This window comes from Spirosoma sp. 48-14, assembly GCF_001898575.1.
In the GTDB taxonomy this organism is placed as follows: Bacteria; Bacteroidota; Bacteroidia; order Cytophagales; family Spirosomataceae; genus Spirosoma.
Genome location: NZ_MKUD01000049.1, coordinates 12,180 through 36,068 on the forward strand (window position 1 = coordinate 12,180; position 23,889 = coordinate 36,068).

Consider the following 23,889-nt stretch of genomic DNA (forward strand, 5'->3'; position numbering starts at 1 on the left):
CGGTCAACTCAGAGCATCTGCTCACGTAACGCCTTACTGACGGCAGCCGTCGCCGAACGAACATTCAGCTTTTTGTAAATATGCTTAAGGTGCGTATTGGTAGTAGAAAAGCTAACCATGCATTGATCAGCTATCTGTTTATAACTATACCCTTCTACCAAATAGCAAAGTACTTCATACTCACGGGGTGTCAACTTGATTATATTGTTTTCCATACTATGTGCAAATAGATGTATCCAAATCAATTATGGGTTTATTATCAGAGCATTACCTTATCAAATCAGTACATTTTTTTTAATTTCATTTTAACAAATGGCTGAACCTGCCTAACGATTGAGTATAGGTTGGTTTTGGTTGAGTATGCGTTTTGGGCGAGCGGATCGAATTGATGTACTTTACAGAAACGGGTAACAAAGCATTCTCATGAAACGCAGTGTGCAATTGATCGGGCTTATGGCTTTCGTCTGGATACTGCTATTCCCCGCTTTGAATAGTAATGCCCAGCCTCTACGCTTCGAAAGTTATTCGACCGAACAAGGTCTGACCCGAAATATTGGCTACGATATTGCCCAGACACCTGAAGGGTTTATGTGGTTTGCGACCCCAAACGGCCTGAATCGCTTTGACGGTTACCAGATTAAACCGTATAAGAAAACCGCAGGGAAGCCCCACTCTCTTTGCGCCAATACAGTTAGCGCCTTACTAACCGACGATCGGGGCAATCTTTGGGTAGGCACTCCGCAGGGTATTTGCATTTATCAGCCTACGAGCGACCGATTCTATAAACCCTCCGAACTGTATAAACTGCCTAGAAAAGCCGATAGTCTGGCAGCCATACGCTTTCTGAAAGACCGGGACGAGACCATCTGGATTCTCACTACCACGGAGGGTTTGTACGGCTGTCCTAAAAACAAAAAGACAATCCGGCAATACATAACCGACCAAGACCTCGGCGAACCATTGCGGAGTACTGCCCTCAACGAAGAGGGCCAAATCTGTGTAAGTTCCATGAACGACATCCACGTGTTCAATGGGCAACGCTTCACACCCCTTGGCATTCGAGCATGGATAAAAAACGAATCGCCACCCCTCTATATTCGGGAGTTTGCTTTCACGCACGGAGAATTATGGGTTTGCAGTACATTCAAAGGCATATTCCGATTTCGGACTGGAACCCGGCTTACGCTTATTGAACACATCACGACGAAAACCAGCCCGTGGAAACTGACCCACAATACCATTGAGTGTATTCTGAAAGACCGTAAAAACAATTTGTGGATCGGTTCCATCAACGATGGTCTGTTTTACTATGATTTTTCGACTCAGCAGGTAAGGAGCAGCCAGACAGCTACCCCCGACAGGTATTCGTTGCCTACTAACTACGTCATTTCACTCTTTGAAGATAAACAGGGCATCTTATGGGCTGGTCTGATGGGTGGTGGCATTGCGCGTTGCGATCCCGAAAAAAGCTTTTTTCAAACCATCTCATTTTCAGCTCAACCGCAAAGTCAATCCGCCACACCCGACAATATGACCATGGGCATCTTTACGCCCGACGACAGTATCTTTTATATAGGTACGTTAACGGGTGGCATGATTCGGGCCGAAGCCAATTTTTCGAAACTCTCATTTTACCGCAACGAACCGGGGCAGCCCCACTCGTTACCGTTCAATCGGGTCGATGCCTTTGTTCGTGACCATGCGGGCAACCTCTGGGTGGTGGGAGCCGGAGGGCTTTGTCTGTTCGATCCGCAAAAAAAACCGTCCGAAGCCTTTACTGCCTATCCCTATAAAGACCCCAGCAAATACCCCAATTTTTACACTGCCCTGCTCTTGCGTCATCAGAATGCACTACTCCTGAGTGGGCTGAGCGGGGTATCGCTATTTGACCTGACCACTCGTACATGGAGCCAATTGGCCGACCGGAGCAATTATGCCAAAAAACATACGGTTACAGCCCGATATATGCTGGAACCTGACGACCCAACCCTATTCCAGACGGGCACTGTGCTGTTATGTACTGAAGCAACGTCACTGATAAAGTACAATTACCTCACGGGGATTTTTCAGGAACTTCCGCCCGTTAGCGCCTTATCGCCTACCATCCGTTATGCCCAACTGGTCAATCGTACGATCTGGATGGCCTCCGACAATGGGCTCATCAAACTACCCACGACCCCTAAAGGGAAGGCTCAACTATTTAGCGAAAAGGAGGGATTACCAGATGCCGTTGTCTATTCCCTGCAAACCGATAAACAGGGGGCGATATGGGTAGGCACCAGTCGTGGAATTTGCAAATTCGATACAGCCCAAAAGCGATTTACTACCTATGGCGCAAGCTATGGCCTTAGCAGTACCGAGTTCAACACGGCGGCAACGTGTGTCGGCAACGACAATCGGCTCTATTTTGGTAGTACCAAAGGGGTTGTCACATTTTTGCCAACAACCCTTAAACCGAATACGTTTTCGCCACCTCCCTTGCTGACCGACGTTGAGGTCATGAATAACGAATTCCCGCTCCCGGCCAACAGTGCCTTTACGAAACAAATCAGACTGAACTACCAGCAGAACTTTATTACCCTTCATTTTTCTGCTTTGAACTTTTTCCAGACGGCCAAAACAACCTATCAGTATAAACTGGTAGGCGTAGACCGAGACTGGGAGCAAACCGGTACCCAAAATTTCGCAACCTATACCAACCTCGATCCGGGTGATTATCGGTTTCAGGTCAAAGCCATGAATAGCGAGGGCCTGCCAAGTACCGAAACAACCGTACAAATTTCCATTGTTCCCCCTTTCTGGCGAACTGGCTGGTTCTATGCACTAATCCTGACGACCTGCCTGGGCCTGGGATACGCGGCCTATAAAAACCACCAGCTTCATCAAACCTTAAAAACGAATCTGAAACAGGAAGAAGTTATTCGGCATCAGCAGGAAGAACTGTCTAGACAGAAAGAATCCAGCTTACTACAGAAAATCAGTGTGATGGAAATGACGGCCTTACGGTCGCAGATGAACCCGCATTTTATCTTTAACTGTCTGAACTCGATTAAAAGCTATGCCCTTAACAACGACACCGAAAATGTGTCACTTTATCTGACGCGTTTCTCCCGACTGATTCGATTGGTGCTGGAGAACTCCCAAAGCGAACGCATTAATCTGGCGGTTGAACTGGAAACGCTACGGCTTTACATGGAAATGGAAAAACTTCGCTTCGGCGATCAGTTTGACTTCGACATTCGCCTTGCCAGCGACCTGGAAACAGAGTTTATCGAAGTACCGCCTATGCTTATTCAGCCCTATGTCGAGAATGCGATCTGGCACGGATTGATGCACAAACGCGGCAAAGGAAACGTAATCATTCGGGTAAGGCAACCAGCCGATAATCTACTCCATATCAGCATTGAAGACGATGGCATTGGACGGGCAAAAGCCAGCGAGATTAAAAGCAAAACCGCCGTTCAGAAGAAGTCTTTCGGGATGAAAATTACTTCTGAACGACTGGATATGATCCGGCAACTCTATGACATAGACGCTACCGTTCATATCGATGACCTATTCGATACAGCCGGGCAACCGGCAGGCACGAAAATAACCCTGGAGATACCTGTATGAAAGCGCTGATTATCGACGACGAACCCCATTGCCGAAATGTAATCACCCAGATTCTGAAAAAATATTGCCCGGAAATTTCGGCTACTTTTGATTGTAAAGATGGGCAGGAAGGCCTGGAATACATCCGCCGAAAAAAGCCGGATATTGTGTTCCTGGACGTAGAAATGCCGCACATGAATGGGTTTCAGATGCTGGAAAAACTAACGGGCGACGAGTTAACGTTTGCGCTCGTCTTTACGACAGCCTACGATCAGTTTGCCATTAAAGCAATCAAATACAGTGCTTTCGATTATTTGCTGAAGCCTATCGATGAAACAGAGCTCGCTGCCACCGTCCAAAAAATAAGAGCCGGACAAAGTCACAAAGAGCAGATTCAGTTTCTAAAAAGTAATTACTGGCAAACCAATTTCAACAAAGTGACTGTTGCGAGTGTAAAAGGCATTCGGTTTCTGGATCTTGATGAGATTATAGCCGTTGAGGCCGATGGCAATTACTCGCGCTTTCATTTGACAAGCCCGGAAACTGTACTAGCCTCTAAAACCCTCGGCTACTACGAGGATATACTTCAGGAGAAGGGTTTTTTCAGAACGCACAAGCAATTCATTATCAACGCCAGACACATTCGTGAATACGTGGGTGGCGATTACAATTTCATCCTGATGGCCAATGGCTTACAGGCTAAGTTGGCCCGTACGAAGCGTGACGAGTTTTTAGCGTTGTTCGAACGCTAAAAACTCGTCACGCAATAAAGCAAATAGGGGTGCTGGGAGAAGAGTTCTTCGTAGTCCCGGCGCCCCTATTTGCTTTATTGCGGATTGTTTCCTCCTTTATTTCTGATTATAAGTCATCGGGCTGTGTTCCAGTTTGTCGGCCCGGTCGAACAGTTTGAGCGCTTTCTGATAGGTATCGTCGCTTTGGCCGATGACCTTAAAGAACTCGTTATTCTGTCCGGCTTTATTGGCCTTCTGATAAACCGAGCGAGCCACCAGGGCTTTAATCTGATTTTTGATATAGCCCTTCGAGCGATTGTATTCTTTCTCGTTGAACTTAATGCCCTCGTTGGTCGCCAGTTTCACCAGTTGGTTCATCTGCTCATCGGTGATAGTAACCGAACGGTTAAACTCTTCGAATGGCATCTTCTCCAGCTTTTTCTGATTGTCGTTGGCATACTCCATCGCGTATTCCCGGATGATGTTTTTACCATATAGCTGCACCAGATACATGGTTTGCCAGGTCGAATCGCGGGGAATAAAGTAGTCGGGCGTAATGCCTCCACCACCGTATACCGTCCGGCCACCATCGGTTTTAAACTTCAGCTTTGGGTCGTTCTTGATCGAATCAGCGATATAGTATTCACCCCGTTTCGACCGCTGTTCGAGATCTTTCTCATAATCGCCCTCATGTCCCGGCACATAAGGTTTCTGGATACTCCGACCACTCGGCGTATAGTAGCGCGAAATGGTTAGCCGCAACTCCGAACCATCTGACAGGGTTACGGGCATCTGTACCAGTCCTTTACCAAACGACCGACGGCCCGCAATCAGAGCCCGGTCATGGTCCTGTAAGGCACCCGATACGATTTCCGATGCCGACGCACTCCCTTCATCGATCAACACAACCAGGGCACCCTCTTCAAACTGACCGGCAATGTGGGCATAGGTTTTCCGATCGTAGCGATTGTCTTTCCCGTCGGTATATACCAGCAGCTTATTGCCCGAAATGAACTCATCGGCAATGTTGGTAGCCCGGTCCATATACCCACCCGGATTGTTGCGAAGGTCAAGCATCAACTGCGTCATTCCCTTTGCCTTCAACGATCCTAGAGCCGATTTGAACTCGTCGTAGGTGGTTTCGGAGAAGCGGTTGATTTTAATATACCCCGTTTTACCATCGATCATGTACGCAGCATCTACGGAGTAGGTTGGTATCCGATCGCGGGTAATCATGAAGTCCTTGGGCTGCTTATCGCCTTTCCGCAGAACTGTCAGTTTCACTTCGGTACCCCGTTTACCCCTTAGCGCTTTAAATACCGCACTATTTTCGATTTTGCCCGCCGTCGCCAGCGGCTTGTCATCTACTTTGATGATCTTATCACCACTCATAATCCCAGCTGCTTCCGAAGGGCCACCAGCCAGCGGAGTTACCACATACACCGTGTCTTTGTAGATATTGAACTCAACGCCGATGCCATCAAATCCACCTTCCAGCTGTGAACGAGCAGCCACAGCATCCTGCGGGTTCATATAAGCCGTATGCGGATCAAGTTTTTCGAGCATTTTCGTGATCGAATAATCAACCAGATCGTCGGTATTGACCGTATCGACATAGTTATTTTCGATCAATTGGAGAATTTCCCGGTATTTGGTGTAGCCCCGGCCAATGTTATTCAGGCTCTTCGTCCCCCCAAAAAATGTAGCCCCTACGAGCATACCGCCAGCCAGCGTAATGCCCAACAGCATTGGTAAACGAACCGTTGCTTTATCATTCTGTATATGATTGCCACCCCCTTGAGGCTGACGTTCAGGCTGATCATCAGTCGTTTTTACTCGATCCTCCATGTATGTGTTACTTAACAGGTGTCGTTTACCTTCTAAACGTTTTGAAGATAGCGAAATGTTTGCCAGAAATCGTATCTGTTGTTAAAATTTCCTAAGAAGCGATAATTCCCCTGATCTACACCCTCCCTGAGGGGTATAAACCAGAGGAATACCAACGTCTGATTGGCTTATGGACGATACTCGTTCAGCGTATATAGCGTTACGCCTGGCATCGCTTTTAATAGTTTCACCATCAACTCTCTATGCGAAGCACCCACTCCCACAACTACTCGCTTTGCGCCAATTTCCCGAGCCCGATCAACCATATTCTGACACATTCCTTCATTCCGTAATGTCCAGTATTTCAGCATATCCCGAACGCCCTCTTCAGGGAAACCTTTTAAGCCAAACAGGTAATGATTCCCGTAAAAATTACCAAAGTCGGTGTATTTGTCCCAATCGGCAGTATTCAGAAACTCCGTCGATTTACCGGCTCGGTTAGCCTTATTTAGTAGGCGCTGAAGGTCATTGTTTTCATTGATCAATCGCGAATAGGTTCGGTAATCGGCAGTGTTCGTATCCGCTTCAATTGCCTTCTCGAAGATTTTATACAGCGAATCGGTTTTCTCCCAGGCAGCACTCCAGGGCGTATTGTATTTCTGACAGTCCATCGGCATAATTTTCTCCAGTTTGAATGTCTGAGCAATGGGATGGAAGATGTTATAGTACTCATTTGTTCGACGAAATCCAACCTGCTTGAGCGAATCAGCGGGACCCAGTATACGTGTAAACGCAGCCACCTCTTCGGCACCAAAGACCGGGCGCAGTTTATCAAGTAAATAAAACTGGTACGAAGCGTTCCCAAAATCATGCGTCAGGAAAAGCGCATGAGCCAGTTTCATCCGTTCCTGATGATAATTCGGGTATTTACGAAGCAGTTTATACTGGCGGGCAATGAACGCCTTTGGATTTTTCGGCAGTGGATAACCAATTTTGGTCAGATAAGCCAGTCGTTTATCAATGGCCTCTTTATTCCAGTGTCGGTCTAGCGCATCGTAGTCTTCGGGCGAGAGGTTTTCACCAAATACGGCATCCGGTTTAAACGCAAGCGCTTTATCGATCGGATACGAGAAGTCTTCAATTGGTTTGGGACCATAGTCATGAGACGCTGCAATAAACAGGATTTCGAGTGGCTGGTCGTTTTTTTTCGATTGAGCAGAAGCCAGAAACGAGATGGTGATCAGGAAACAGGAAACAAGTAACTTCATGGCGTTTGTATATGTGTTCGTGAATTGATGATCCAAAATTGTGGCCTCCCTCCTGTCCCAGTCAACTCTATTCGACCAACGCCAGTATTGAGTCGGCTAACCGTTTCGTCCATCGACCAACGGCCATTTAGCCATCCAATTGGGTTGGTCGGTCAAAATCAGGTGTTGGTCGATTGTACTTGCAGCTTCCGGGTTGGCTTCAGTATTTCGTACGCCTAATCGACTATGTCATGACTCTTCATATACCTGCTTTTTTTAACAACCGCACCCGCATCCGAAATCTGCTTTACCTCACGCTTTGGGCAACGATGGTATTTTTGAATGCCGAAGACCCGAAAAAGCATACGTTGATTTTTGATCCGCTGGAGATTTCATTCAGTCTGACTTTCTGGTTAGCGGCCTGGTTTGAGCATGCTATTGTGCTCACCCTTTTCCTCAATCGACGGCAAATCGGATGGGCCCTTCTAAGTTCAATGGGTGTCGTTGCAGGCTTTATCGTCACCCGTTACCTACTTGAACAGGTATTCTTCTGGCATGTGTTTGGCTTCACCAACTACGACCCCAATATTTCCAAACTTGCCTATGCCTGGGATAATCGGTTTTATGCCGTTTATGCCGTTGGTCTGGGGCTAGCCTTTAAGGTCATTGAAGACTGGTTTGTTCACCAACAGGAACGTAGCGAACTTGTCAACGAACGTAACACAGCCGAACTAGCCTTTCTGAAGTCGCAGGTGAACCCCCACTTCCTGTTTAACACGTTGAACAACATTTACTCCCTGGCCTACACCAAATCGGATGCTGCGCCAGGTGCCATTCTGAAACTATCGGAATTGATGCGTTATATGCTGTACGACAGCAACGGACAGCATGGAGGAACGGGACGGGTCCCGTTATCGAAAGAAGTGGATTATCTAAAAAACTACGTAGAACTGGAGAAGCTTCGGGTAGCCAACGCTAACGTTTTATTTAGCGTAGAAGGGAATACCGATTTATTTCGAATCGAACCCTTACTGCTCGTTTCATTTGTTGAAAATGCCTTCAAGCATGGCGATCTTGCCGATCCTAACCAACCGCTCGTGCTTGATTTAAGCATCAGAAACGGTCGCCTGCGTTTCGACACTCTCAATAAAAAAGCAAACCGACAAACCGACGCATCTGGTGGAATTGGGCTTACGAATGTACAACGTCGGCTGGCACTGCTCTACCCTAATCAGCACACACTCCATATTACAAATGATGGGGATAGTTATGCCTGTTCGCTGGAGTTAACTTTATAATAACCCGACCTGCACTGTTATGCGCTGCCTTATTGTTGACGATGAACCGCTCGCTCACGCTGTTTTGAGCGACTATATTCGAAAAGTACCTTTCCTGGAACTGGTTGGCGCAACAACCAGCCCAATCGATGCCTTAACGTACGTGCAACGGGGTGAAGTAGACCTGGTTTTTCTGGATATTCAAATGCCTGAACTCACAGGAATGCAGTTTCTGAAATTAGTTGAACGAGCCGTTGATAACCATACATGTCGGGTTATTCTGACCACGGCCTACTCAAGCTATGCATTGGAAGGTTACGAACACAATGTGGTTGACTATCTGCTCAAACCCGTTTCATTCGAGCGCTTCTACAAAGCTGTCCAGAAACTGTATTCGCCAGCCCAGTCAGCCGTTTCGGTCAGCAGTTCGATTAGTGAGAACGGCCAACATACCCAAACAGAATCGGCCCCAAAAGATTTCATTTTCATCAAGACGGAATATCGTTTGCAACGCATTAGCCTGAGTGACATTCTGTATTGCGAAGGGCTAAAGGATTATGTCTCGATTTATACGGTAACCGAACGTATTCTGGCGCTTCAAACGATGAAAAGTCTGGAAGAAAAGCTACCATCCATTCAGTTCGTCCGCGTTCATAAATCCTATATTGTGGCTCTCAATCGAATTGAATCCATCGAACGAAACCGTATATACATTAATCAGCCAGGTCATGCCCAGGCTGTTGTCCCTATTGGCGAAACGTATCGGGATGCTTTCTATCGACTCATTGAAGAGTAGCTAAACGACCTCCGTTTGCTGCTGCCAGAACTGCGAATACGCCTTGCCATTTTTCAGCAGATCGACATGTTTTCCCTCTTCAATCACGCGCCCCTGCTCCAGCACAATAATTTTGTCGGCCTTCCGAACGGTACTGAGTCGATGAGCAATGATAATAATGGTTTTGCCCGCTTTCCGCAGTTGCTGAACAGTCCGCTGCACATACTGCTCCGAAACGGAATCCAGAGCGGAGGTCGCTTCATCCAGAATTAGCACTTCGGGATCACGATAGAGGGCACGGGCAATCGCTATTCGTTGCCGCTGCCCCCCCGAGAGGGTTGCGCCGTTTTCGCCCAGGTAGGTCTTAAACCCGTTCGGCATTCGTTCGATAAAGTCGGTAATACCTAGCTGATCGCAAATGGCCAGTAGCCGCTGCATATCAGGCGTTTCTTCCCCAATAGCAATGTTTTCGATGACATTCCCGGCAAACAGATCGATCTTCTGCGGCACTACACTGACCACCCGACGCAGACTATCAGGATGCAGGTGTTTTATATCGTAATCGCCAATAAAAATGGACCCATTCTGTAAAGGATAAAGCCCCTGCACCAACGACATGAGAGTCGATTTACCGGACCCACTTTCGCCAACGACAGCCGTAATTTTCCCCTTTGGCATCGTTAAGGTCAGGTCATCGAAAATGGTCGCACGTGAGCCGTAGCGGAAGGTAACATGCTGAAATCGAATTGGCCCCACCATATCGGGCTGTAGCTGCATTTTATTCTCGCTCGATTCGCGGTCAAGGTCCATAATTTCAAACAATCGGTCGGCCGCAATGAGGGCTTCCTGAATACTTCGGTTTGCTCCGATCAGGCTGGCAGCGGGGCCGGTGAAATAACCGATCAACGCATAAAACGAAAGTAACTCGCCGGGGGTCAGGTCGTTTTGCAGCACATAACCTGCTCCTACCCAGAGCAAAACAATGGTGAACAACCGGGTAACAAATTCCGACGCGTTACCCGCATAGATACCCGCACTACCCGTCTGGAAAATGGTCTGCAACAGCGCTACGAATCGGCTCTCCGTTTTCTGGCTGGCAAACTGTTCCAGGCCAAAGCGCTTGATCGTAGGCATGGCATTCAATGATTCGACCAGTTGGGCTTCCAGATCAGCCGAGTTCTCCATCAGTTTCCGTTGGTATCGCTGGTTGAACCGATTCATGGCCCAATAAATAGCGGCATAAAAAGGCACGACCATAACCAGAATCAAGGCCAGTTTCCAGTAGTAGGAAAACATAAGCACGAACGAGAAGAGCACGATCAGCACATTCACCAGCAGACCAAGGGCGATATCATTCACGAATGTTCGGATTTTAACGGCATCGTTGATCCGCGAAATGATTTCCCCTACCCGCATGGTATCAAAAAACGACTGCGGCAGGGTCATCAGGTGCTTATAGTATCCCAGAATCAGCGCAGCATCGATCCGCTGGCCCGTTTTCAAATTGAAAAAGCTTTTCGTTGCCCCGATAAAAATCTGCAATACCAGCAGGCCAATCATTACCACACTGAGCAGATTCAGCAGATTACGGTTGCCATTTACAATCACATTATCGACAATCTTCTGAATGTAGATCGCTGATGAAAGGCCAAGTACGGTGTAGATCAACGCGCCAAACAGGGCCTGATACATAACCGAACGGTGCGGCTGCAACAGTTGCCAGAACCGCTGTAATACGGGTACTTTTTCATTACCGACCTTAAAGGTTTCGTCAGGGATCAGTAAAACCAGCAATCCCGTCCAGACGGCTTTGAACGCTTCGGGCGATAGCTGGTGCATCAGTCCATCGGCCGGGTCCATCACGGTTATCTGCTGGTGAGTCACCCGATAAATAACCACATAATGCTGTAACTGGCTATTGGGTATGGTTATGTGGGCAACAGTTGGGTGCGGAATCTTCGACAAACTTTCGAAGGGTGCCTTAACGCCTTTGGCCTGAAAACCCAGTTTTTGGGCCGCTTCGACCATCCCCAGTACGGTGGTTCCTTTCTGGTCGGTAGCCGCCAGTTGCCGGATTCGGGCTACGGGTACCAATAACCGATAGTAAGCGGCTACGGACACCAGGCAAGCCGCTCCACAATCCGTAATATCCCGCTGCCTGACTCGAACCCGGGCACTAATACCTTTCTCGGCTATCCAATCCCGCATTCGTTGCAGGCTTCCCAACAGGTGGCTGGTCTGGTTCTGATGCGGTCCGTTCATAGCGTTTTGCCGCCCTCCTTCTGCGGGGTCGAAGCCGTGACTGGCTGCCCACTAGTGGCCGGATTTAGCCAGTCGTCGGCTTTGTCATACAGCAACTGAAACAACGACCGACGAGCCACCTGAAAGCGGGTTTGAACCGTCATTCCTTTTTTCAAACGTCCCTGATAGCCATTAGAGAGCTTGAGGTAAGGACGATCCAGCTGGCAACGCACTTTAAAAACAGGTTGCCCATTCGATGTGGTAAAGTCGTTGGCAATGTCTATCACGTGTCCGGTCAGCAGGCCCCACTGATTGTAATCGAAGGCATCGACCTGTAAGCGTACTGGCTGTCCAGGCTTTAGCAGGCCGATATCTTTGGAAGATACATAGGCTTCGGCAATTAGCGTTGAATCGGGAGAGATGATAGCCAGGACATCGCCTGGCTGCACATAGCTACCAGCGTACCGGCCTGATAACTGAGAAGCGGTACCGCCTACGGGCGCCTTTAGCGTATAGAGTTCCTGCTCTTCCCGAAGTTGCTGGGCTTCTGACTCCAGATTGGCTAAGTCACGCCGGACCTGCGTCAGGTCCGTCTGCCAGTCGCTGCGTTGCTGTTGAACAAGTGTATTGTAGCGAGCCAATGCGGCTTTGTGGGCATATAGTGCGTCTTCGTATTCGAGCCGGGCAATCACTTTCTGCGAATACAGGAGTTTGGCCGTTTCCAGTTCACGCTTCCGTTTCTCCTGCAAATTCCAGCTCTCTTCGACGATGGCCCTGAACTGATTATATTCCTGCCGATATAGCGGAGCCGCCAGGCTACTCACCGCTTTCCAGGATTTAGCAGTCAACTGATCCAGGTCGCGGATGAACACTTGCTTTTCCTGGACTTGTTTATCAATCAGCTGCTTACGGGTATCCAGCGCATCGGAACGGAGCTGAAACAAGGGCTGACCTTTCTTGACGGGCTCCCATTCTTTCACCATTACTTTCTCAACAACGGCCCCAGCCGTTGCCTTCACTTCACTTCGTTCCGAAACAGGGCGGACCAGGCCATTCGCCTGCACAGAAATATCGACGTAAATAAATGGCAGAGCCAGTAACGTCAGAAAAACAACGCCCAATACGGTTGTATAAATAATCTGGCTTCGCACACTGACGCGAGGTAGGTATGTGACCAGACCATACGAGAAATCGGTTTCGTTCATGGTTTCGTTGAGTCGTTCCTGAATACTATACGTATAACTAAAAAACAGAGATTTCGCCTGTAGGCAGGAAATAGTTTCCTGCTCTCCGGGCAAAACCTCTGCTGATGTCTACACGAACAATGGATAACGTACAAGGAAAGGAATCGACCAGTCGTCCTGATTCAATGTACCTTAACCATTGTTCATTATGAATTCTACGAACTCTGCGAGCTGAAGTTAAACAGTGCGCTTGTCACAGGGTTTACGCTGGTGCTATTGCCACTGAATAGCCAGCTATCGCCATTGAACAGACTGTTTCCACTGACATTGGCCAGATCAGCCACGAGTATGGAACCAATGTTCCCGATGTTCGTGCTGTCGCCACCGCCGTGGTTGTTGATCATTTCCTGATTGGTTAGCTCCTCGACACCGAGTTGAGCAAAATCGAACGTTTTCATAACGATAAAAATTAAGTGAAAAAGAATCTCAATTAATCATGTCCACAACTAGCCTGGATGGCCAGTTGCTTAGGAATTTTTGGTTGTCAGGCTAACACCAATGCCAGTAGCTGGGTTAACACTGGTACCATTTCCACTAAAAAGGGCGTAGTTGCCATTAAACAGGCTATTTCCGCTCAAATCCACTAAATCAGCAATGGTAATAGAACCAATATTCAACAGGCTGGTACTATCACCACCACCATGGTTGTTGATCATTTCCTGATTGGTCAGCTCTTCGACACCGAATTGAGCCAGTTCTAAGGTTTTCATAATGCTTTTAAAGTTAAGTTGAGACATTACCAGTCGGCCCGAAGTACGATCCGACTCGTTTTATTCAAAGTAAGCCCGTCAATTATGATCTGCTTGTACTGAAGTTGAAGAGCGTGCTGGTAATTGGGCTAACGTCTGTCGTATTCCCACTGAACAGTGCATAATTCCCATTGAACAGACTGTTTCCACTGACATCGATTAAATCGCCAATGGCAATACCGCCAATATTCCCGATGCTGGTACTGTCGCCACCACCGTGGTTGTTGATCATTTCCTGATTGGTTAGCTCCTCAACACCAAGTTGAGCAAAATCGAACGTTTTCATAACGATATATATTAATAATGCCTACTCTATAAGCTTTTCAGCGACCGCTAGGCATCAGGCTGAGCCACGATTCAAATTACGCCGGACTCAATCGCCGTTTGCCTGGGACAAAGTTGTGGGATGGATGCATGCGGGCTGATAACTGGTTTTTATAAAATAATAGCTCTCAGTTATAACTTCATAACCAGCATAGTACAAGGTTTTTCGAGAAATCTGCAAAAAAATAAATCTGAACCACGGCCCAAGTTCGTAAGTTTACCTACCGATTTACCATAGAATACTATACCTATGCTCCGACGCTTTACTTATTTGTGTACCTCAATTCATAAATTAGTAAGTATATGCCAGTACTATCAGAGAAGCTTCGTCGGTTACGCCAATTGTTCGGCTATTCGCAGGAATACATTGCCTTCAACATTGGAATGACCCAGCCGGCTTATTGCAAATGGGAAAGTGGCCAAACCCAACCCCCTATCAACAAGTTGGAAGATCTGGCGAATTTATACCAGGTTAGCCTTGGTGATCTGCTGAATGATAGTGATCTGGATATTATTCGGAAGCTATTAGCTGATGAGCATTTCGCAGAGAAACTGATGGGCCGGGGCGGAGAGAGCTAAGACCTTTGCCTTACGCTTCTGGAAAGTATTCTTACTTTTACGGAACATTAATTCAGTTCCTCCCAATTAATCTCATGTTTATACATACTGTCTTTTTCTGGCTTCACCATCCTGAAAGCCAGGCCGACCACGACGCTCTTCGTGCAGGACTTGAATCCCTCAAAGCCGTTACCGACATTTCGGCTGCCTACATCGGTACACCCGCCGAAACCCGTCGGCCCGTTATCGACCACACGTACGATTTCTCGTTGACCTTTGTCTTTGCCGATAAAGCCGCTCACGATACTTACCAAACCCACCCTATCCACCTGGCCTTCGTCGACCAGTGTGCCCATCTGTGGCAGCGTGTGCAGGTGTATGACATGGTCGAGTAGAGACGCAATACCTTGCGTCTCCTGACCGGATGGTTTTGGCTAACGCTCAGGAGACGCAAGGTATTTAGCTGACGCTCAGGAGACGCAAGATATTTAGCTGACGCTCAGGAGACGCAAGATATTTAGCTGACGCTCAGGAGACGCAAGGTATTGCGTCTCTACACCATCACTTCAATCTTCATCTCCATATTGCCCTTTATGGCTTTCGAATAGGGGCATACCGCGTGGGCCGTTTCGGCTAATTGCTGTAATTCATCGTGGTCCATACCCGGTGCTTTCACCACAATTTTGCCCGCTAGAAACATCGAGTTGCCATCTTTGTTGAGCGAAATGCTAACCTCAACAGCGTGTTCGGGCAGGATAATTTTTCGACGGGAAGCTACCGTCATCAGGGCGCTGTTGTAGCATGAGCTATACGCAGCAGCGAAGAGCATTTCTGGATTGGCGGCTTTCCCCTCGCCGTGCATTTCAACTGGCTTTCGGAGATCCATCTCCAAAATTCCATCGAGCGATTTCACATCCCCATCGCGGCCCCCAACATTGCTGACGGTGGCAGTGTATACTGTTTCCATGAATAGAATAATCTGTTTTAAACTACGTAGCGTTAGGCTATGTCAAGGTAAACGTACTGCTGACCGAAAAGTTAGATGTTTATTCATGGATTATACAGGCAACCTTGCATTATTTGACTCATCTTTACAGAGAAGGGCAAACTATTTGCATGCGATCAATCGGGTTAGGGCATCGGATAGGCTTTACGTCCGTCCAATGCTCTGCCCCTTTGTCCAATGCAAATCGTTTCGTATTTTGAACTACCTTTGTCTAAGCAACTTACTCAGACTTAAGCTGCAATAGATCGAGGTAGAGCACGTTTTTGGTAAGTATGTTTGCTTATAAGCCGACCAGTATGAACACGTTATATAAATTTTTCTGGAGTCGACTATTCATTGGTAGTATTAGTCTGCTTTTCTGGTTCAGCACCTTACCAGTCTCCGCTCAGCGACGACGCGAAAAAGCTGGTCCAGATACGACGTTAGCCAAAGCGGCTACCACTACTACCGCCCGCATTGAGGCCGAAACACAGTTTACCGAAGGTGTCCGCTACCTGATGACCGATGAGCCCGCCAAAGCCATTGCTCAGTTCAATAAATTGCTCCAGAAAGAACCTACCAATGCGGCAGCCCAGTATTCGCTTGCCAACGCATTGCAAAAAACCGGAAAAATTGCTGAAGCTCTGCCGCACGCAACAAAAGCCTACTCGCTGGATAATCAGAATAAATATTATGCCCTGTTGCTGGCCGAGTTGTACGTCAAACAGAAGCGGTATAGTGAAGCTGAGGAGTTATACGAAAAGCTCCTGAAAAAGGGCCCTGAAAATGCCGAATATGGCGTTGAGTTAGCCGCGATCTATCTGTTTAATGACAAGCCCGATAAAGCACTGGAAGCGTATAACAATGTCGAACGCGAACTAGGTCTTAACGAAGAGATTATCCGGCAGAAACAGCGCATTTATCTCAAACAGAATAAGATTGACAAAGCCGTTGAGGAGGCCGAAAAATTAGTGGCTTCGGAGCCTACCGAGCCTGACTACTTACTTGAAGGGGCCGAATTGCTGGTTGCCAACGACCGCACCGATCAGGCGATTAGCTGGATTGAACGAGCCCTTAAACTCAATGCCGATTTACCCCAGGCCCATGTGCTCCTGGCCGACATTTATCGCAGGAAAGGTGATATGACTCGTGTCAGTCAGGAACTGAACCTTGTCCTATCCAATCCGAATCTGGAAGCAGGGTTGAAAGCCCGCGTCTTATCGAGCTATGTGGGGATGACCAGTGAAAGCCCCAATGGCCAGAAAGATGCGTTGTTGATGGCTCAAAACTTAGCTAAAACCTCGCCCAATGACCCAAAAACGCAGGTCATGCTGGGCGATCTGCTGATGCAGCAAGGCAAGAAGGCAGAAGCACGCGATGCCTATGCCAAAGCTGCCCGTCTGGATGGCTCCGTTTATGAAGTATGGGGGGCTTTACTCCAACTGGATGGCGAACTAAATCAGGTAGATAGTTTACTGGCACACTCCGAACAGGCGCTGGAAGTATTCCCTACACAAGGCTTATTCTGGTATTCCAATGGTTCGGCTAATCTGTATAAGCGAAAGTATCAGCAAGCCGTCGATGCGCTTGAAGAAAGCAAGAAACTACTGGCAGCCAGCTCAAATACTGAATTGAAGCGTGGCATTGATGCCCAATTAGGCGACGCCTACAACGGTCTGGGCGATCATGCCAAATCGGACGAAGCCTACGAATCCGTCCTGAAAGTTGATCCGCTAAACGATCATGTACTGAACAACTACAGCTATTTTCTGTCGCTACGGAAAGAAAACCTGCCACGTGCTTTACAGCTGGCACAGAAACTCGTTGAACGGAACCCAACCAACGCTACCTATTTAGATACCTACGCCTGGGTGCTGTACGTCTCGAAAGATTATGCAAAAGCCCGCCAATACCTGGAAAAAGCTCTGGCCGATCCGGCAAATATCAGCGGAACTATTATTGAACATTATGGTGATGTGCTGTATCAGCTCGGCCAGCACGACAAAGCCATTGAACAGTGGAAACAGGCCAAGACCAAAGGTGGTGCTGGTCCTGATTTAGATAAGAAGATCGCAACAGGAAAGTTGTAAAACGGTTTTCGATGTACGGTATTCGGTTTTCGGATAGCTGACGCACCAATAGCATTTGTATCAGCCCACCGTTAACCGAATACCGTACATCGTAAATCGAAACTAGTCCCAATGAATAATTTTTTGTGCTTCATAGCATCACTGATTGTCGTACTGTTTTCGGAAGGTTGTCGACGGCAGCATATGTCGCGCACTGCCAATCCGGTTAGTTCTCCCACGTCAGTTTCTACATCCCAACCTGACTCGACTCTGGCAAGCCGCCCTTCATCAACCACGCTGACTGATTCAAGTACGATAACCCGGCCAACTCGTCCGGGTATTGAAGAAGCCAGGGCTAATGTAGCCGAAATTGATTTCCGCTACCTCACGGCTAAATCGAAGATTTCATTCAAGAGCCAGCAGCAGGATATCGACAATGCCAACGTAACAATTCGGGTTCGGAAAGACAGCCTGATCTGGGTATCCGTTTCGAAACTGGGCATCGAAGCTGTTCGCGGTGAGATTACAAAGGATTCCATCACGATAATCGACAAGATTCATAAAGAATACTCTGTTTACGACTTCCCGACCTTGAGTCGACAGTTTAACTTTAATATGAATTTTGAGCTGCTCCAGGCGCTGATTGTTGGGAATCTACCCCTTCCTAAACGCCCGGCGCAAAAGATCAAAAACGAACGGGATTACCTGCTGCTCCGTCAGAGCGAAGGCAAGGTACTAGTCGAAAACTATATTGGCGAAAACGATCGAAAGTTGAAAAAACTGATGGTTACAGAGCAGCCAACCAAAAACACACTCAGACTGGATTATGAGGACTTTACCTCGCTCAATAACTTCCTGTTTCCATACACAAGTCTAGTCACCCTCGATTATCAATCGAAAACCGACGGGCAATTCTATCAGACCTTACTTCGTATTAAGCATAACAAAGTTGAACTAGTTGATAAAAGCCCAGGATTTCCTTTTTCGATCCCGGCTTCGTATACTCGTCGACCTTAACCCACTGCACATTTGTTGGTCTTAACAGCCATGTTCCCCAAATTCCCCTCCCATTCCCGTACTCTATACTGGTCAGTATTTAACCTGATCTTGTTTAGTATGGGTTGGTTTGTTGCTATAGCACAGGCTCCTCAGACGCAGCGGAATCGACAGGTGCTCGAACGAGAGAAAAAGCAGAATCTGGAAAAGATGAACCAGATCCGCACCATCCTGAAGCAAACCGCATCGGAAAAGCAGGTCGGTCTGGGCCAGTTAAAAGCCATTGAGCAACAAATTCAGACACAATCCCGGCAGATCGGCCTTCTGAATAAAGACCTTAAACTCACGGAATCCGAAATTGCCGAATTACGTCAGGCGAGTCAGGCGTTAACGAACGATCTGAACAAGTTAAAAGCTGAATATGGCTCTATGGTCTATGCAGCAGACAAACGACGGCAGCAGGTCAACCCTCTTGGTTTTTTGTTTGCCGCCAACAATTTCAATCAGTTAGTAGCTCGGTATCGGTATTTACGCCAGTATTCGGATGCCCGGCAAAGTCAGGTTCGGCAGATGAATAACGTTCAGACGATGTTGCAGGGTAAACAAAAAGCAACGCAACACAAACGCGCTGAGCAAAAAAACACTTTAGGCGCCAAAGTAAAAGAAGCCCAAAAGCTTGAAACGCTGAAGGTGGAGAAAAATGTCGTTGTAAAAGAACTAAGTAAGAAAGAAGCTGAGTTACAGGCTGAGCTTGCCGAAAGTCGACGGGCCATCAACCGACTGGAAACTATGATTACCCGGCTGATTGCTCGGGAAGCCAGAGAACGTGCCGAACGAGAAGCCCGTGAACGCGCTGAACGCGAACGCCTGGCGCGTGTGGAAGCCGCCCGAAAAGCAGCCGAACGCAAACGAGCCGAAGAAGCGATAGCAGCTGCCGAAAAAGCAGGTGAAAAACCCGCTCCGGCCGACGTAGCCAAAGTAGAACGTCCGGTCGAACCCGAACCCGTTGCCAAAAAGCCCGACGAGCGACGGAATAACAACCTGAACGACGAAGAGACAGCACTGGCCTCCTCATTTACAGCGTCGAGGGCTCATTTGCCCTGGCCGGTAACTAAAGGCTTTATTTCGGACCATTTTGGCCGGAAGCCCCATCCCGTCTTGAAAGGAATTTATGTTGAGAACCAAGGCGTTGATATTCAAACGAATGCAGGAGAAGACGTCCGGGCCGTTTATGATGGCATTGTTCAGGATGTGACCAACATACCTGGTATGAACAATGTGGTGGCTATTCAACATGGCGATTACTTCACCATTTACGCTAAGCTGAAAAGCGTATCTGTCCGGGCTGGACAACGCATAAAAGCGCGGGAAAACATTGGTACGGTAGCCACCGACAAAAACGGCATTTCTGAGATGCAGTTTCAAATCTGGAAAGAGTTTACTAAGCTTAACCCTGAGTCCTGGCTGGTTCCGAGGTAAACAGCATAACGTTGTAACGTCATAACATAATCGAATTGTGTCGTGTATTCTTAACTAGTCAGAAGCGAATCGTCGGCTCGGTCCATAACTTTACAGCGTTATAACTCTACCACTCAAAAATGTCTGTTCATAATCCCGATATCAAGCGCGTCACGACGCACACCATTCAGGAACTAAAAAATAAGGGTGAAAAAATATCGGCGCTGACCGCCTACGATTATTCGATGGCGCGGGTAGTCGATGCGGCTGGTGTTGAACTGATTCTGGTTGGCGATTCGGCCTCCAATGTCATGGCTGGGCACGAAACTACGTTGCCGATCACACTGGACCAGATGATTTATCATGCCAGTTCTGTTGTTCGAGCCGTCAAGCGAGCACTGGTCGTAGTCGACCTGCCGTTTGGTTCCTATCAGGGCAACTCGTCAGTAGCCTTACAATCGGCTATTCGCATCATGAAAGAATCGGGGGCCCACGCTGTTAAAATGGAAGGCGGCCTCGAAATCAAGGAATCGATCATTCGCATTCTAAGCGCTGGGGTTCCGGTAATGGGTCACCTGGGGCTAACTCCTCAGTCCATTTATAAGTTTGGCACCTATGCCGTACGAGCTAAAGAGCAGGCTGAAGCTGAAAAGTTAATGACCGATGCCCATATGCTTGAAGAACTGGGCTGCTTTGCCCTAGTTCTCGAAAAAATACCCGCTAAGCTCACCAAAACCGTATCGACCAGCCTGACCATACCGACGATCGGAATTGGTGCAGGACCCGATGCCGATGGGCAAATACTGGTTATTCATGATTTGCTGGGTATCAATAATGAGTTCAAACCCCGCTTCCTTCGTCGATACGCCGACCTGCACCAGATCATGACTGAGGCCATTGCTCATTATGTTGATGATGTAAAAGCGAACGACTTTCCGAACGAGAAAGAAGCGTATTGAGTTATGTAACGCGGGTGGAAACCCGTAGTAACAAAAAAATGCGGGTTTCCACCCACGTTACACATGAAAAGAAAACCATATCAGGTAGTTTACGAAGATAACCACCTGCTGATCGTCAATAAAGAGCCGGGCATCCTGGTACAGGGCGACCGTACCGGCGATATTACGCTGCTGGACGTGTTGAAAGACTACATTAAAGAGAAGTATAATAAGCCAGGGGAGGTATTTCTGGGGCTTGTGCATCGACTTGATCGCCCGGTTAGTGGTCTGGTCGTGTTTGCCCGAACTTCGAAAGCGCTGGAGCGCATGAACGAAATATTTCGCAAGCGGCAGGTACAGAAAACCTACTGGGCTGTAGTCCGCCAAAAGCCTCCCAAAAATGCGGATAAGCTCGTCAACTGGCTGGTCAAAGATGAACAGAAAAACCAGGTAACGGTCTACGATTATGAAGTAGCAAATTCTCAGAAAGCTGAGTTATCGTATCGGGTACTGGGCAAAATTAACGAACACTATTTACTGGAAGTAAACCCAATAACTGGCCGCCCTCACCAGATTCGTTCCCAATTGGCACACATGGGATGCCCGATTCGGGGCGATGTTAAATATGGTTACGATCGGGCTGTGGCCGACAAAAAAATCTATTTACACGCACGCCGACTTTACTTTATTCATCCCGTCAGAAAAGAGCCCCTCATTTGCAAAGCAGGGCTCCCAAACGATCCTTTTTGGGAAGAGTTTCTGGAGTTGGATGATGAGAACTTTAAAGACAAGAATCTCGACTACATTTTTGAATAACGTTCTTAGCAGATATTACCTGAAAGGAAACGGCCGCACCTTCTGATCCCCAGAAAATGCGGCCGTTTATGTTGAAAGCAGGTGCGTGCTTACCACACCAACTCGTCAGTCTGTATAAATAAATCAGGGCTCTGTTACCGTCGATGTAGTTGGCTGTTCCGTAGGGGCAACATCCAGGATAATCTGCTCCATTACACGCTCAATCATCTGCACGATCCCACGCAACGCTCCGAAGATGATGCATAGCGGTAATATAATGGGCAGAAAGAAAACCCATTGAAAAATCATGTATAAGCGAAAATTTCTCATTGGTTTAAGGAATAATTTTAACGATTAAAGTTACGGCTACGGACAAATCAACAACTTACTCACTAAACACTTAATCCGCCATTCTATTCTTATTCAAAATTAAACTTGACTTAATACAAAAACAAGATCAATATGAAAAAGTTTTCTATCACGTAAAGGGGATTACGGTTTCTTATAGTTAATGTGCTGTCAATTGCCTAACCTACTCTTACCCTTTGTCAATTTTAATGCCAATATTATATCCTTTCCTAATTTAATTAATCTACAGCGAACATTCATTGTCGTTGGTTAATTATTCTTAAATTATTTTAGAAACTATACATCATCACGCCATTATCCTATAATTCATATAAATTCAGTGGATTATTTATATAGCCTCCCTGTATACAATTACAGGGACCAGCTTGACTAGTAATCAGGTCAATTACTAGTCAAGCTGGCCCCTGTAGGGATGGTTTTTCGCCAGATTTGCTTAATTCAAGGTAGAAACCGCTTCTTTGATACGCTGGATTGCTTCGACCAACGACTCATCGGATGCAGCCGTCGAGATACGTAGACAATTAGGAGCCCCAAAACCCGATCCCGCCACAGTAGCAACAAAGGCTTTATTCAGTAACCATAAGGCAAAATCATCGGAATTATCAATCGTGGTTGTTCCATCCGATTTACCATAGTAGTAGCTAATATCCGGGAATGCATAGAACGCTCCTTCGGGAACATTCGTACGGAAGTGAGGTACCTCTTTCAACAGCTTAACCACCAGATCACGACGTCGGTGATATGCTTTGGTCATCTCCATGGAGGGCTCTAGTGGGCCCGTCAGAGCAGCGACCGTGGCTTTCTGAGCAATAGAGTTCGTACCCGACGTAACCTGCCCCTGCAATTTCTCAACGCCATCGGCAATCCACTTGGCAGCACCGATGTACCCAATACGCCAACCCGTCATGGCAAAACCTTTAGCAACACCATTTACGGTAATAACCCGATCAGCAATCTCCGGGATTGATCCGATGCTGAAATGGCCTTCGGGAGTGAAGTTGATGTATTCGTAAATTTCGTCGGCCAGTACATAAACATTTTCATGACGGGCCACTACCTCGCCAATGGCCCGCAACTCGGCCTCGGAGTAAATAGAGCCAGTTGGGTTATTGGGCGACGCGTACATCACAATTTTAGTCCGATCCGTAATGGCGGCCTCAAACTGCTCGGGGGTCACTTTAAAGTTGTTCTCAAATGATCCGTCAACGACAACCGCCTTACCTTCGGCCAGCTTCACCATTTCGGAGTAACTAACCCAGTACGGCGAAAAAATAATTACCTCGTCGCCGGGATTGATCAGCACCTGGATCACATTGGCCAGCGAGTGTTTGGCACCCGTCGACACAACGATATTTTCAGGCTTCCAGTCTATATTATTGTCGCGCTTGAATTTATCAGCAATGGCTTTACGAAGGTCAGGATAGCCCGCAACTGGCGAATACCCGTGGAAGCCGTCGTCAATGGCTTTCTTAGCGGCTTCGCAAATGTGTTGTGGGGTTTTAAAATCCGGTTCTCCTACGCTCAGGCTAATTACTTTGTGGCCCTGAGCAGCCAATTCACGAGCTTTCTTGGTCATCGCCAGCGTGGACGATTCTTCCAGCGCGTTGATGCGGTCGGCTAATAAACTCACGGTGTCAAGCGTGGCAGACATAAATTTGTTGTAGTTTTAATAAAATGATAACAAACTGGCAGCAAAGGTACTATGTTTTCAT

General features: G+C 47.5%; 22 protein-coding genes. 11 read left to right on the forward strand and 11 right to left on the reverse strand.

Features of this window, described 5'->3' with window-relative positions; genetic code table 11:
• Positions 1-8: 8 nt before the first annotated feature.
• Complete coding sequence (locus BGO59_RS24350; protein WP_293687657.1) at positions 9-215, reverse strand: LuxR C-terminal-related transcriptional regulator; 207 nt, start codon at positions 213-215, stop codon at positions 9-11.
• Between the two features lie 208 nt (positions 216-423).
• Between BGO59_RS24350 and BGO59_RS24355 the strand changes: the two genes are divergently transcribed.
• Both BGO59_RS24355 and BGO59_RS24360 read left to right on the forward strand, forming a co-directional pair.
• Positions 424-3,615 (forward strand): two-component regulator propeller domain-containing protein, encoded by a 3,192-nt coding sequence (locus tag BGO59_RS24355; protein WP_293687660.1) that lies wholly within the window; start codon positions 424-426, stop codon positions 3,613-3,615.
• Positions 3,612-4,346, forward strand: a complete 735-nt coding sequence (locus tag BGO59_RS24360) for a response regulator (protein ID WP_293687662.1) — start codon at positions 3,612-3,614, stop codon at positions 4,344-4,346. The genes BGO59_RS24355 and BGO59_RS24360 overlap by 4 nt, the downstream gene beginning before the upstream one ends.
• Before the next feature lie 96 nt (positions 4,347-4,442).
• Here BGO59_RS24360 and BGO59_RS24365 read toward each other — a convergent pair whose 3' ends face one another.
• On the reverse strand, positions 4,443-6,074 hold the full coding sequence (locus BGO59_RS24365; protein ID WP_293687746.1) for a S41 family peptidase: 1,632 nt from the start codon (positions 6,072-6,074) through the stop codon (positions 4,443-4,445).
• Between the two features lie 266 nt (positions 6,075-6,340).
• Positions 6,341-7,420, reverse strand: coding sequence for a DUF5694 domain-containing protein (locus BGO59_RS24370; RefSeq protein ID WP_293687665.1), 1,080 nt, complete (start codon positions 7,418-7,420; stop codon positions 6,341-6,343).
• A 230-nt stretch (positions 7,421-7,650) separates the two neighbouring features.
• Here BGO59_RS24370 and BGO59_RS24375 point away from each other — a divergent pair, with 230 nt between their 5' ends.
• Both BGO59_RS24375 and BGO59_RS24380 read left to right on the forward strand, forming a co-directional pair.
• Positions 7,651-8,697, forward strand: a complete 1,047-nt coding sequence (locus tag BGO59_RS24375) for a sensor histidine kinase (protein WP_293687668.1) — start codon at positions 7,651-7,653, stop codon at positions 8,695-8,697.
• 19 nt (positions 8,698-8,716) lie between these two features.
• Entirely contained in the window at positions 8,717-9,472 is a 756-nt protein-coding gene (locus BGO59_RS24380; protein WP_293687669.1) for a LytTR family DNA-binding domain-containing protein, read from the forward strand.
• Here BGO59_RS24380 and BGO59_RS24385 read toward each other — a convergent pair whose 3' ends face one another.
• The 5 genes from BGO59_RS24385 to BGO59_RS24405 form a co-directional block, all read right to left on the reverse strand.
• A complete protein-coding gene (locus tag BGO59_RS24385) occupies positions 9,473-11,659 on the reverse strand; it encodes a peptidase domain-containing ABC transporter (protein ID WP_293687749.1) in 2,187 nt (728 codons plus the stop codon).
• Between the two features lie 50 nt (positions 11,660-11,709).
• Complete coding sequence (locus BGO59_RS24390) at positions 11,710-12,897, reverse strand: HlyD family efflux transporter periplasmic adaptor subunit (RefSeq protein ID WP_293687672.1); 1,188 nt, start codon at positions 12,895-12,897, stop codon at positions 11,710-11,712.
• Between the two features lie 194 nt (positions 12,898-13,091).
• Positions 13,092-13,334: a hypothetical protein gene (locus BGO59_RS24395; protein WP_293687674.1), complete on the reverse strand. Its 243-nt coding sequence runs from the start codon at positions 13,332-13,334 to the stop codon at positions 13,092-13,094.
• Positions 13,335-13,403: 69 nt separating this feature from the next.
• Positions 13,404-13,646: a hypothetical protein gene (locus tag BGO59_RS24400; RefSeq protein ID WP_293687676.1), complete on the reverse strand. Its 243-nt coding sequence runs from the start codon at positions 13,644-13,646 to the stop codon at positions 13,404-13,406.
• Positions 13,647-13,728: 82 nt separating this feature from the next.
• A complete protein-coding gene (locus tag BGO59_RS24405) occupies positions 13,729-13,971 on the reverse strand; it encodes a hypothetical protein (protein ID WP_293687679.1) in 243 nt (80 codons plus the stop codon).
• Positions 13,972-14,312: 341 nt separating this feature from the next.
• On the opposite strand from BGO59_RS24405, the gene BGO59_RS24410 reads away from it, so the two are divergent.
• Both BGO59_RS24410 and BGO59_RS24415 read left to right on the forward strand, forming a co-directional pair.
• Positions 14,313-14,588, forward strand: a complete 276-nt coding sequence (locus BGO59_RS24410; RefSeq protein WP_293687682.1) for a helix-turn-helix transcriptional regulator — start codon at positions 14,313-14,315, stop codon at positions 14,586-14,588.
• Between the two features lie 74 nt (positions 14,589-14,662).
• Positions 14,663-14,962, forward strand: a complete 300-nt coding sequence (locus tag BGO59_RS24415; protein ID WP_293687684.1) for a Dabb family protein — start codon at positions 14,663-14,665, stop codon at positions 14,960-14,962.
• A gap of 158 nt (positions 14,963-15,120) precedes the next feature.
• On the opposite strand, the gene BGO59_RS24420 is transcribed toward BGO59_RS24415, so the two are convergent.
• Positions 15,121-15,534: an Ohr family peroxiredoxin gene (locus BGO59_RS24420; protein ID WP_293687687.1), complete on the reverse strand. Its 414-nt coding sequence runs from the start codon at positions 15,532-15,534 to the stop codon at positions 15,121-15,123.
• 335 nt (positions 15,535-15,869) lie between these two features.
• Here BGO59_RS24420 and BGO59_RS24425 point away from each other — a divergent pair, with 335 nt between their 5' ends.
• The 5 genes from BGO59_RS24425 (at position 15,870) to BGO59_RS24445 (ending at position 21,829) form a co-directional block, all read left to right on the forward strand.
• Complete coding sequence (locus tag BGO59_RS24425) at positions 15,870-17,642, forward strand: tetratricopeptide repeat protein (protein ID WP_293687690.1); 1,773 nt, start codon at positions 15,870-15,872, stop codon at positions 17,640-17,642.
• Positions 17,643-17,753: 111 nt separating this feature from the next.
• The gene (locus BGO59_RS24430; RefSeq protein ID WP_293687693.1) at positions 17,754-18,638 is read left to right on the forward strand and encodes a DUF4292 domain-containing protein; all 885 of its coding nucleotides are present in this window, start codon (positions 17,754-17,756) and stop codon (positions 18,636-18,638) included.
• A gap of 99 nt (positions 18,639-18,737) precedes the next feature.
• A complete protein-coding gene (locus tag BGO59_RS24435) occupies positions 18,738-20,096 on the forward strand; it encodes a peptidoglycan DD-metalloendopeptidase family protein (RefSeq protein ID WP_293687696.1) in 1,359 nt (452 codons plus the stop codon).
• 119 nt (positions 20,097-20,215) lie between these two features.
• Positions 20,216-21,034, forward strand: coding sequence for a 3-methyl-2-oxobutanoate hydroxymethyltransferase (panB, locus tag BGO59_RS24440; RefSeq protein ID WP_293687700.1), 819 nt, complete (start codon positions 20,216-20,218; stop codon positions 21,032-21,034).
• A gap of 63 nt (positions 21,035-21,097) precedes the next feature.
• The gene (locus tag BGO59_RS24445) at positions 21,098-21,829 is read left to right on the forward strand and encodes an RluA family pseudouridine synthase (RefSeq protein WP_293687703.1); all 732 of its coding nucleotides are present in this window, start codon (positions 21,098-21,100) and stop codon (positions 21,827-21,829) included.
• Between the two features lie 123 nt (positions 21,830-21,952).
• Here the strand turns inward: BGO59_RS24445 and BGO59_RS24450 are convergent, their stop codons facing one another.
• Entirely contained in the window at positions 21,953-22,138 is a 186-nt protein-coding gene (locus BGO59_RS24450; RefSeq protein WP_026261842.1) for a hypothetical protein, read from the reverse strand.
• Between the two features lie 472 nt (positions 22,139-22,610).
• Positions 22,611-23,828 carry a pyridoxal phosphate-dependent aminotransferase gene (locus tag BGO59_RS24455; protein WP_293687706.1) on the reverse strand — a complete coding sequence of 406 codons (1,218 nt, stop codon included), beginning with the start codon at positions 23,826-23,828 and terminating at the stop codon, positions 22,611-22,613.
• Positions 23,829-23,889: the final 61 nt, after the last annotated feature.

Coding starts and splice junctions, on each gene's coding strand:
- BGO59_RS24400 (WP_293687676.1), bottom strand. CDS start 13,646: ATGAAAACCTTAGAACTGGCTCAATTCGGTGTCGAAGAGCTGACCAAT.
- BGO59_RS24395 (WP_293687674.1), bottom strand. CDS start 13,334: ATGAAAACGTTCGATTTTGCTCAACTCGGTGTCGAGGAGCTAACCAAT.
- BGO59_RS24385 (WP_293687749.1), bottom strand. CDS start 11,659: ATGCGGGATTGGATAGCCGAGAAAGGTATTAGTGCCCGGGTTCGAGTC.
- BGO59_RS24445 (WP_293687703.1), top strand. CDS start 21,098: ATGAAAAGAAAACCATATCAGGTAGTTTACGAAGATAACCACCTGCTG.
- BGO59_RS24355 (WP_293687660.1), top strand. CDS start 424: ATGAAACGCAGTGTGCAATTGATCGGGCTTATGGCTTTCGTCTGGATA.
- BGO59_RS24410 (WP_293687682.1), top strand. CDS start 14,313: ATGCCAGTACTATCAGAGAAGCTTCGTCGGTTACGCCAATTGTTCGGC.
- BGO59_RS24380 (WP_293687669.1), top strand. CDS start 8,717: ATGCGCTGCCTTATTGTTGACGATGAACCGCTCGCTCACGCTGTTTTG.
- BGO59_RS24425 (WP_293687690.1), top strand. CDS start 15,870: ATGAACACGTTATATAAATTTTTCTGGAGTCGACTATTCATTGGTAGT.
- BGO59_RS24350 (WP_293687657.1), bottom strand. CDS start 215: ATGGAAAACAATATAATCAAGTTGACACCCCGTGAGTATGAAGTACTT.
- BGO59_RS24370 (WP_293687665.1), bottom strand. CDS start 7,420: ATGAAGTTACTTGTTTCCTGTTTCCTGATCACCATCTCGTTTCTGGCT.
- BGO59_RS24405 (WP_293687679.1), bottom strand. CDS start 13,971: ATGAAAACGTTCGATTTTGCTCAACTTGGTGTTGAGGAGCTAACCAAT.
- BGO59_RS24420 (WP_293687687.1), bottom strand. CDS start 15,534: ATGGAAACAGTATACACTGCCACCGTCAGCAATGTTGGGGGCCGCGAT.
- BGO59_RS24360 (WP_293687662.1), top strand. CDS start 3,612: ATGAAAGCGCTGATTATCGACGACGAACCCCATTGCCGAAATGTAATC.
- panB (WP_293687700.1), top strand. CDS start 20,216: ATGTCTGTTCATAATCCCGATATCAAGCGCGTCACGACGCACACCATT.
- BGO59_RS24365 (WP_293687746.1), bottom strand. CDS start 6,074: ATGCTGTTGGGCATTACGCTGGCTGGCGGTATGCTCGTAGGGGCTACA.
- BGO59_RS24430 (WP_293687693.1), top strand. CDS start 17,754: ATGAATAATTTTTTGTGCTTCATAGCATCACTGATTGTCGTACTGTTT.
- BGO59_RS24390 (WP_293687672.1), bottom strand. CDS start 12,897: ATGAACGAAACCGATTTCTCGTATGGTCTGGTCACATACCTACCTCGC.
- BGO59_RS24455 (WP_293687706.1), bottom strand. CDS start 23,828: ATGTCTGCCACGCTTGACACCGTGAGTTTATTAGCCGACCGCATCAAC.
- BGO59_RS24415 (WP_293687684.1), top strand. CDS start 14,663: ATGTTTATACATACTGTCTTTTTCTGGCTTCACCATCCTGAAAGCCAG.
- BGO59_RS24435 (WP_293687696.1), top strand. CDS start 18,738: ATGGGTTGGTTTGTTGCTATAGCACAGGCTCCTCAGACGCAGCGGAAT.
- BGO59_RS24375 (WP_293687668.1), top strand. CDS start 7,651: ATGACTCTTCATATACCTGCTTTTTTTAACAACCGCACCCGCATCCGA.
- BGO59_RS24450 (WP_026261842.1), bottom strand. CDS start 22,138: ATGAGAAATTTTCGCTTATACATGATTTTTCAATGGGTTTTCTTTCTG.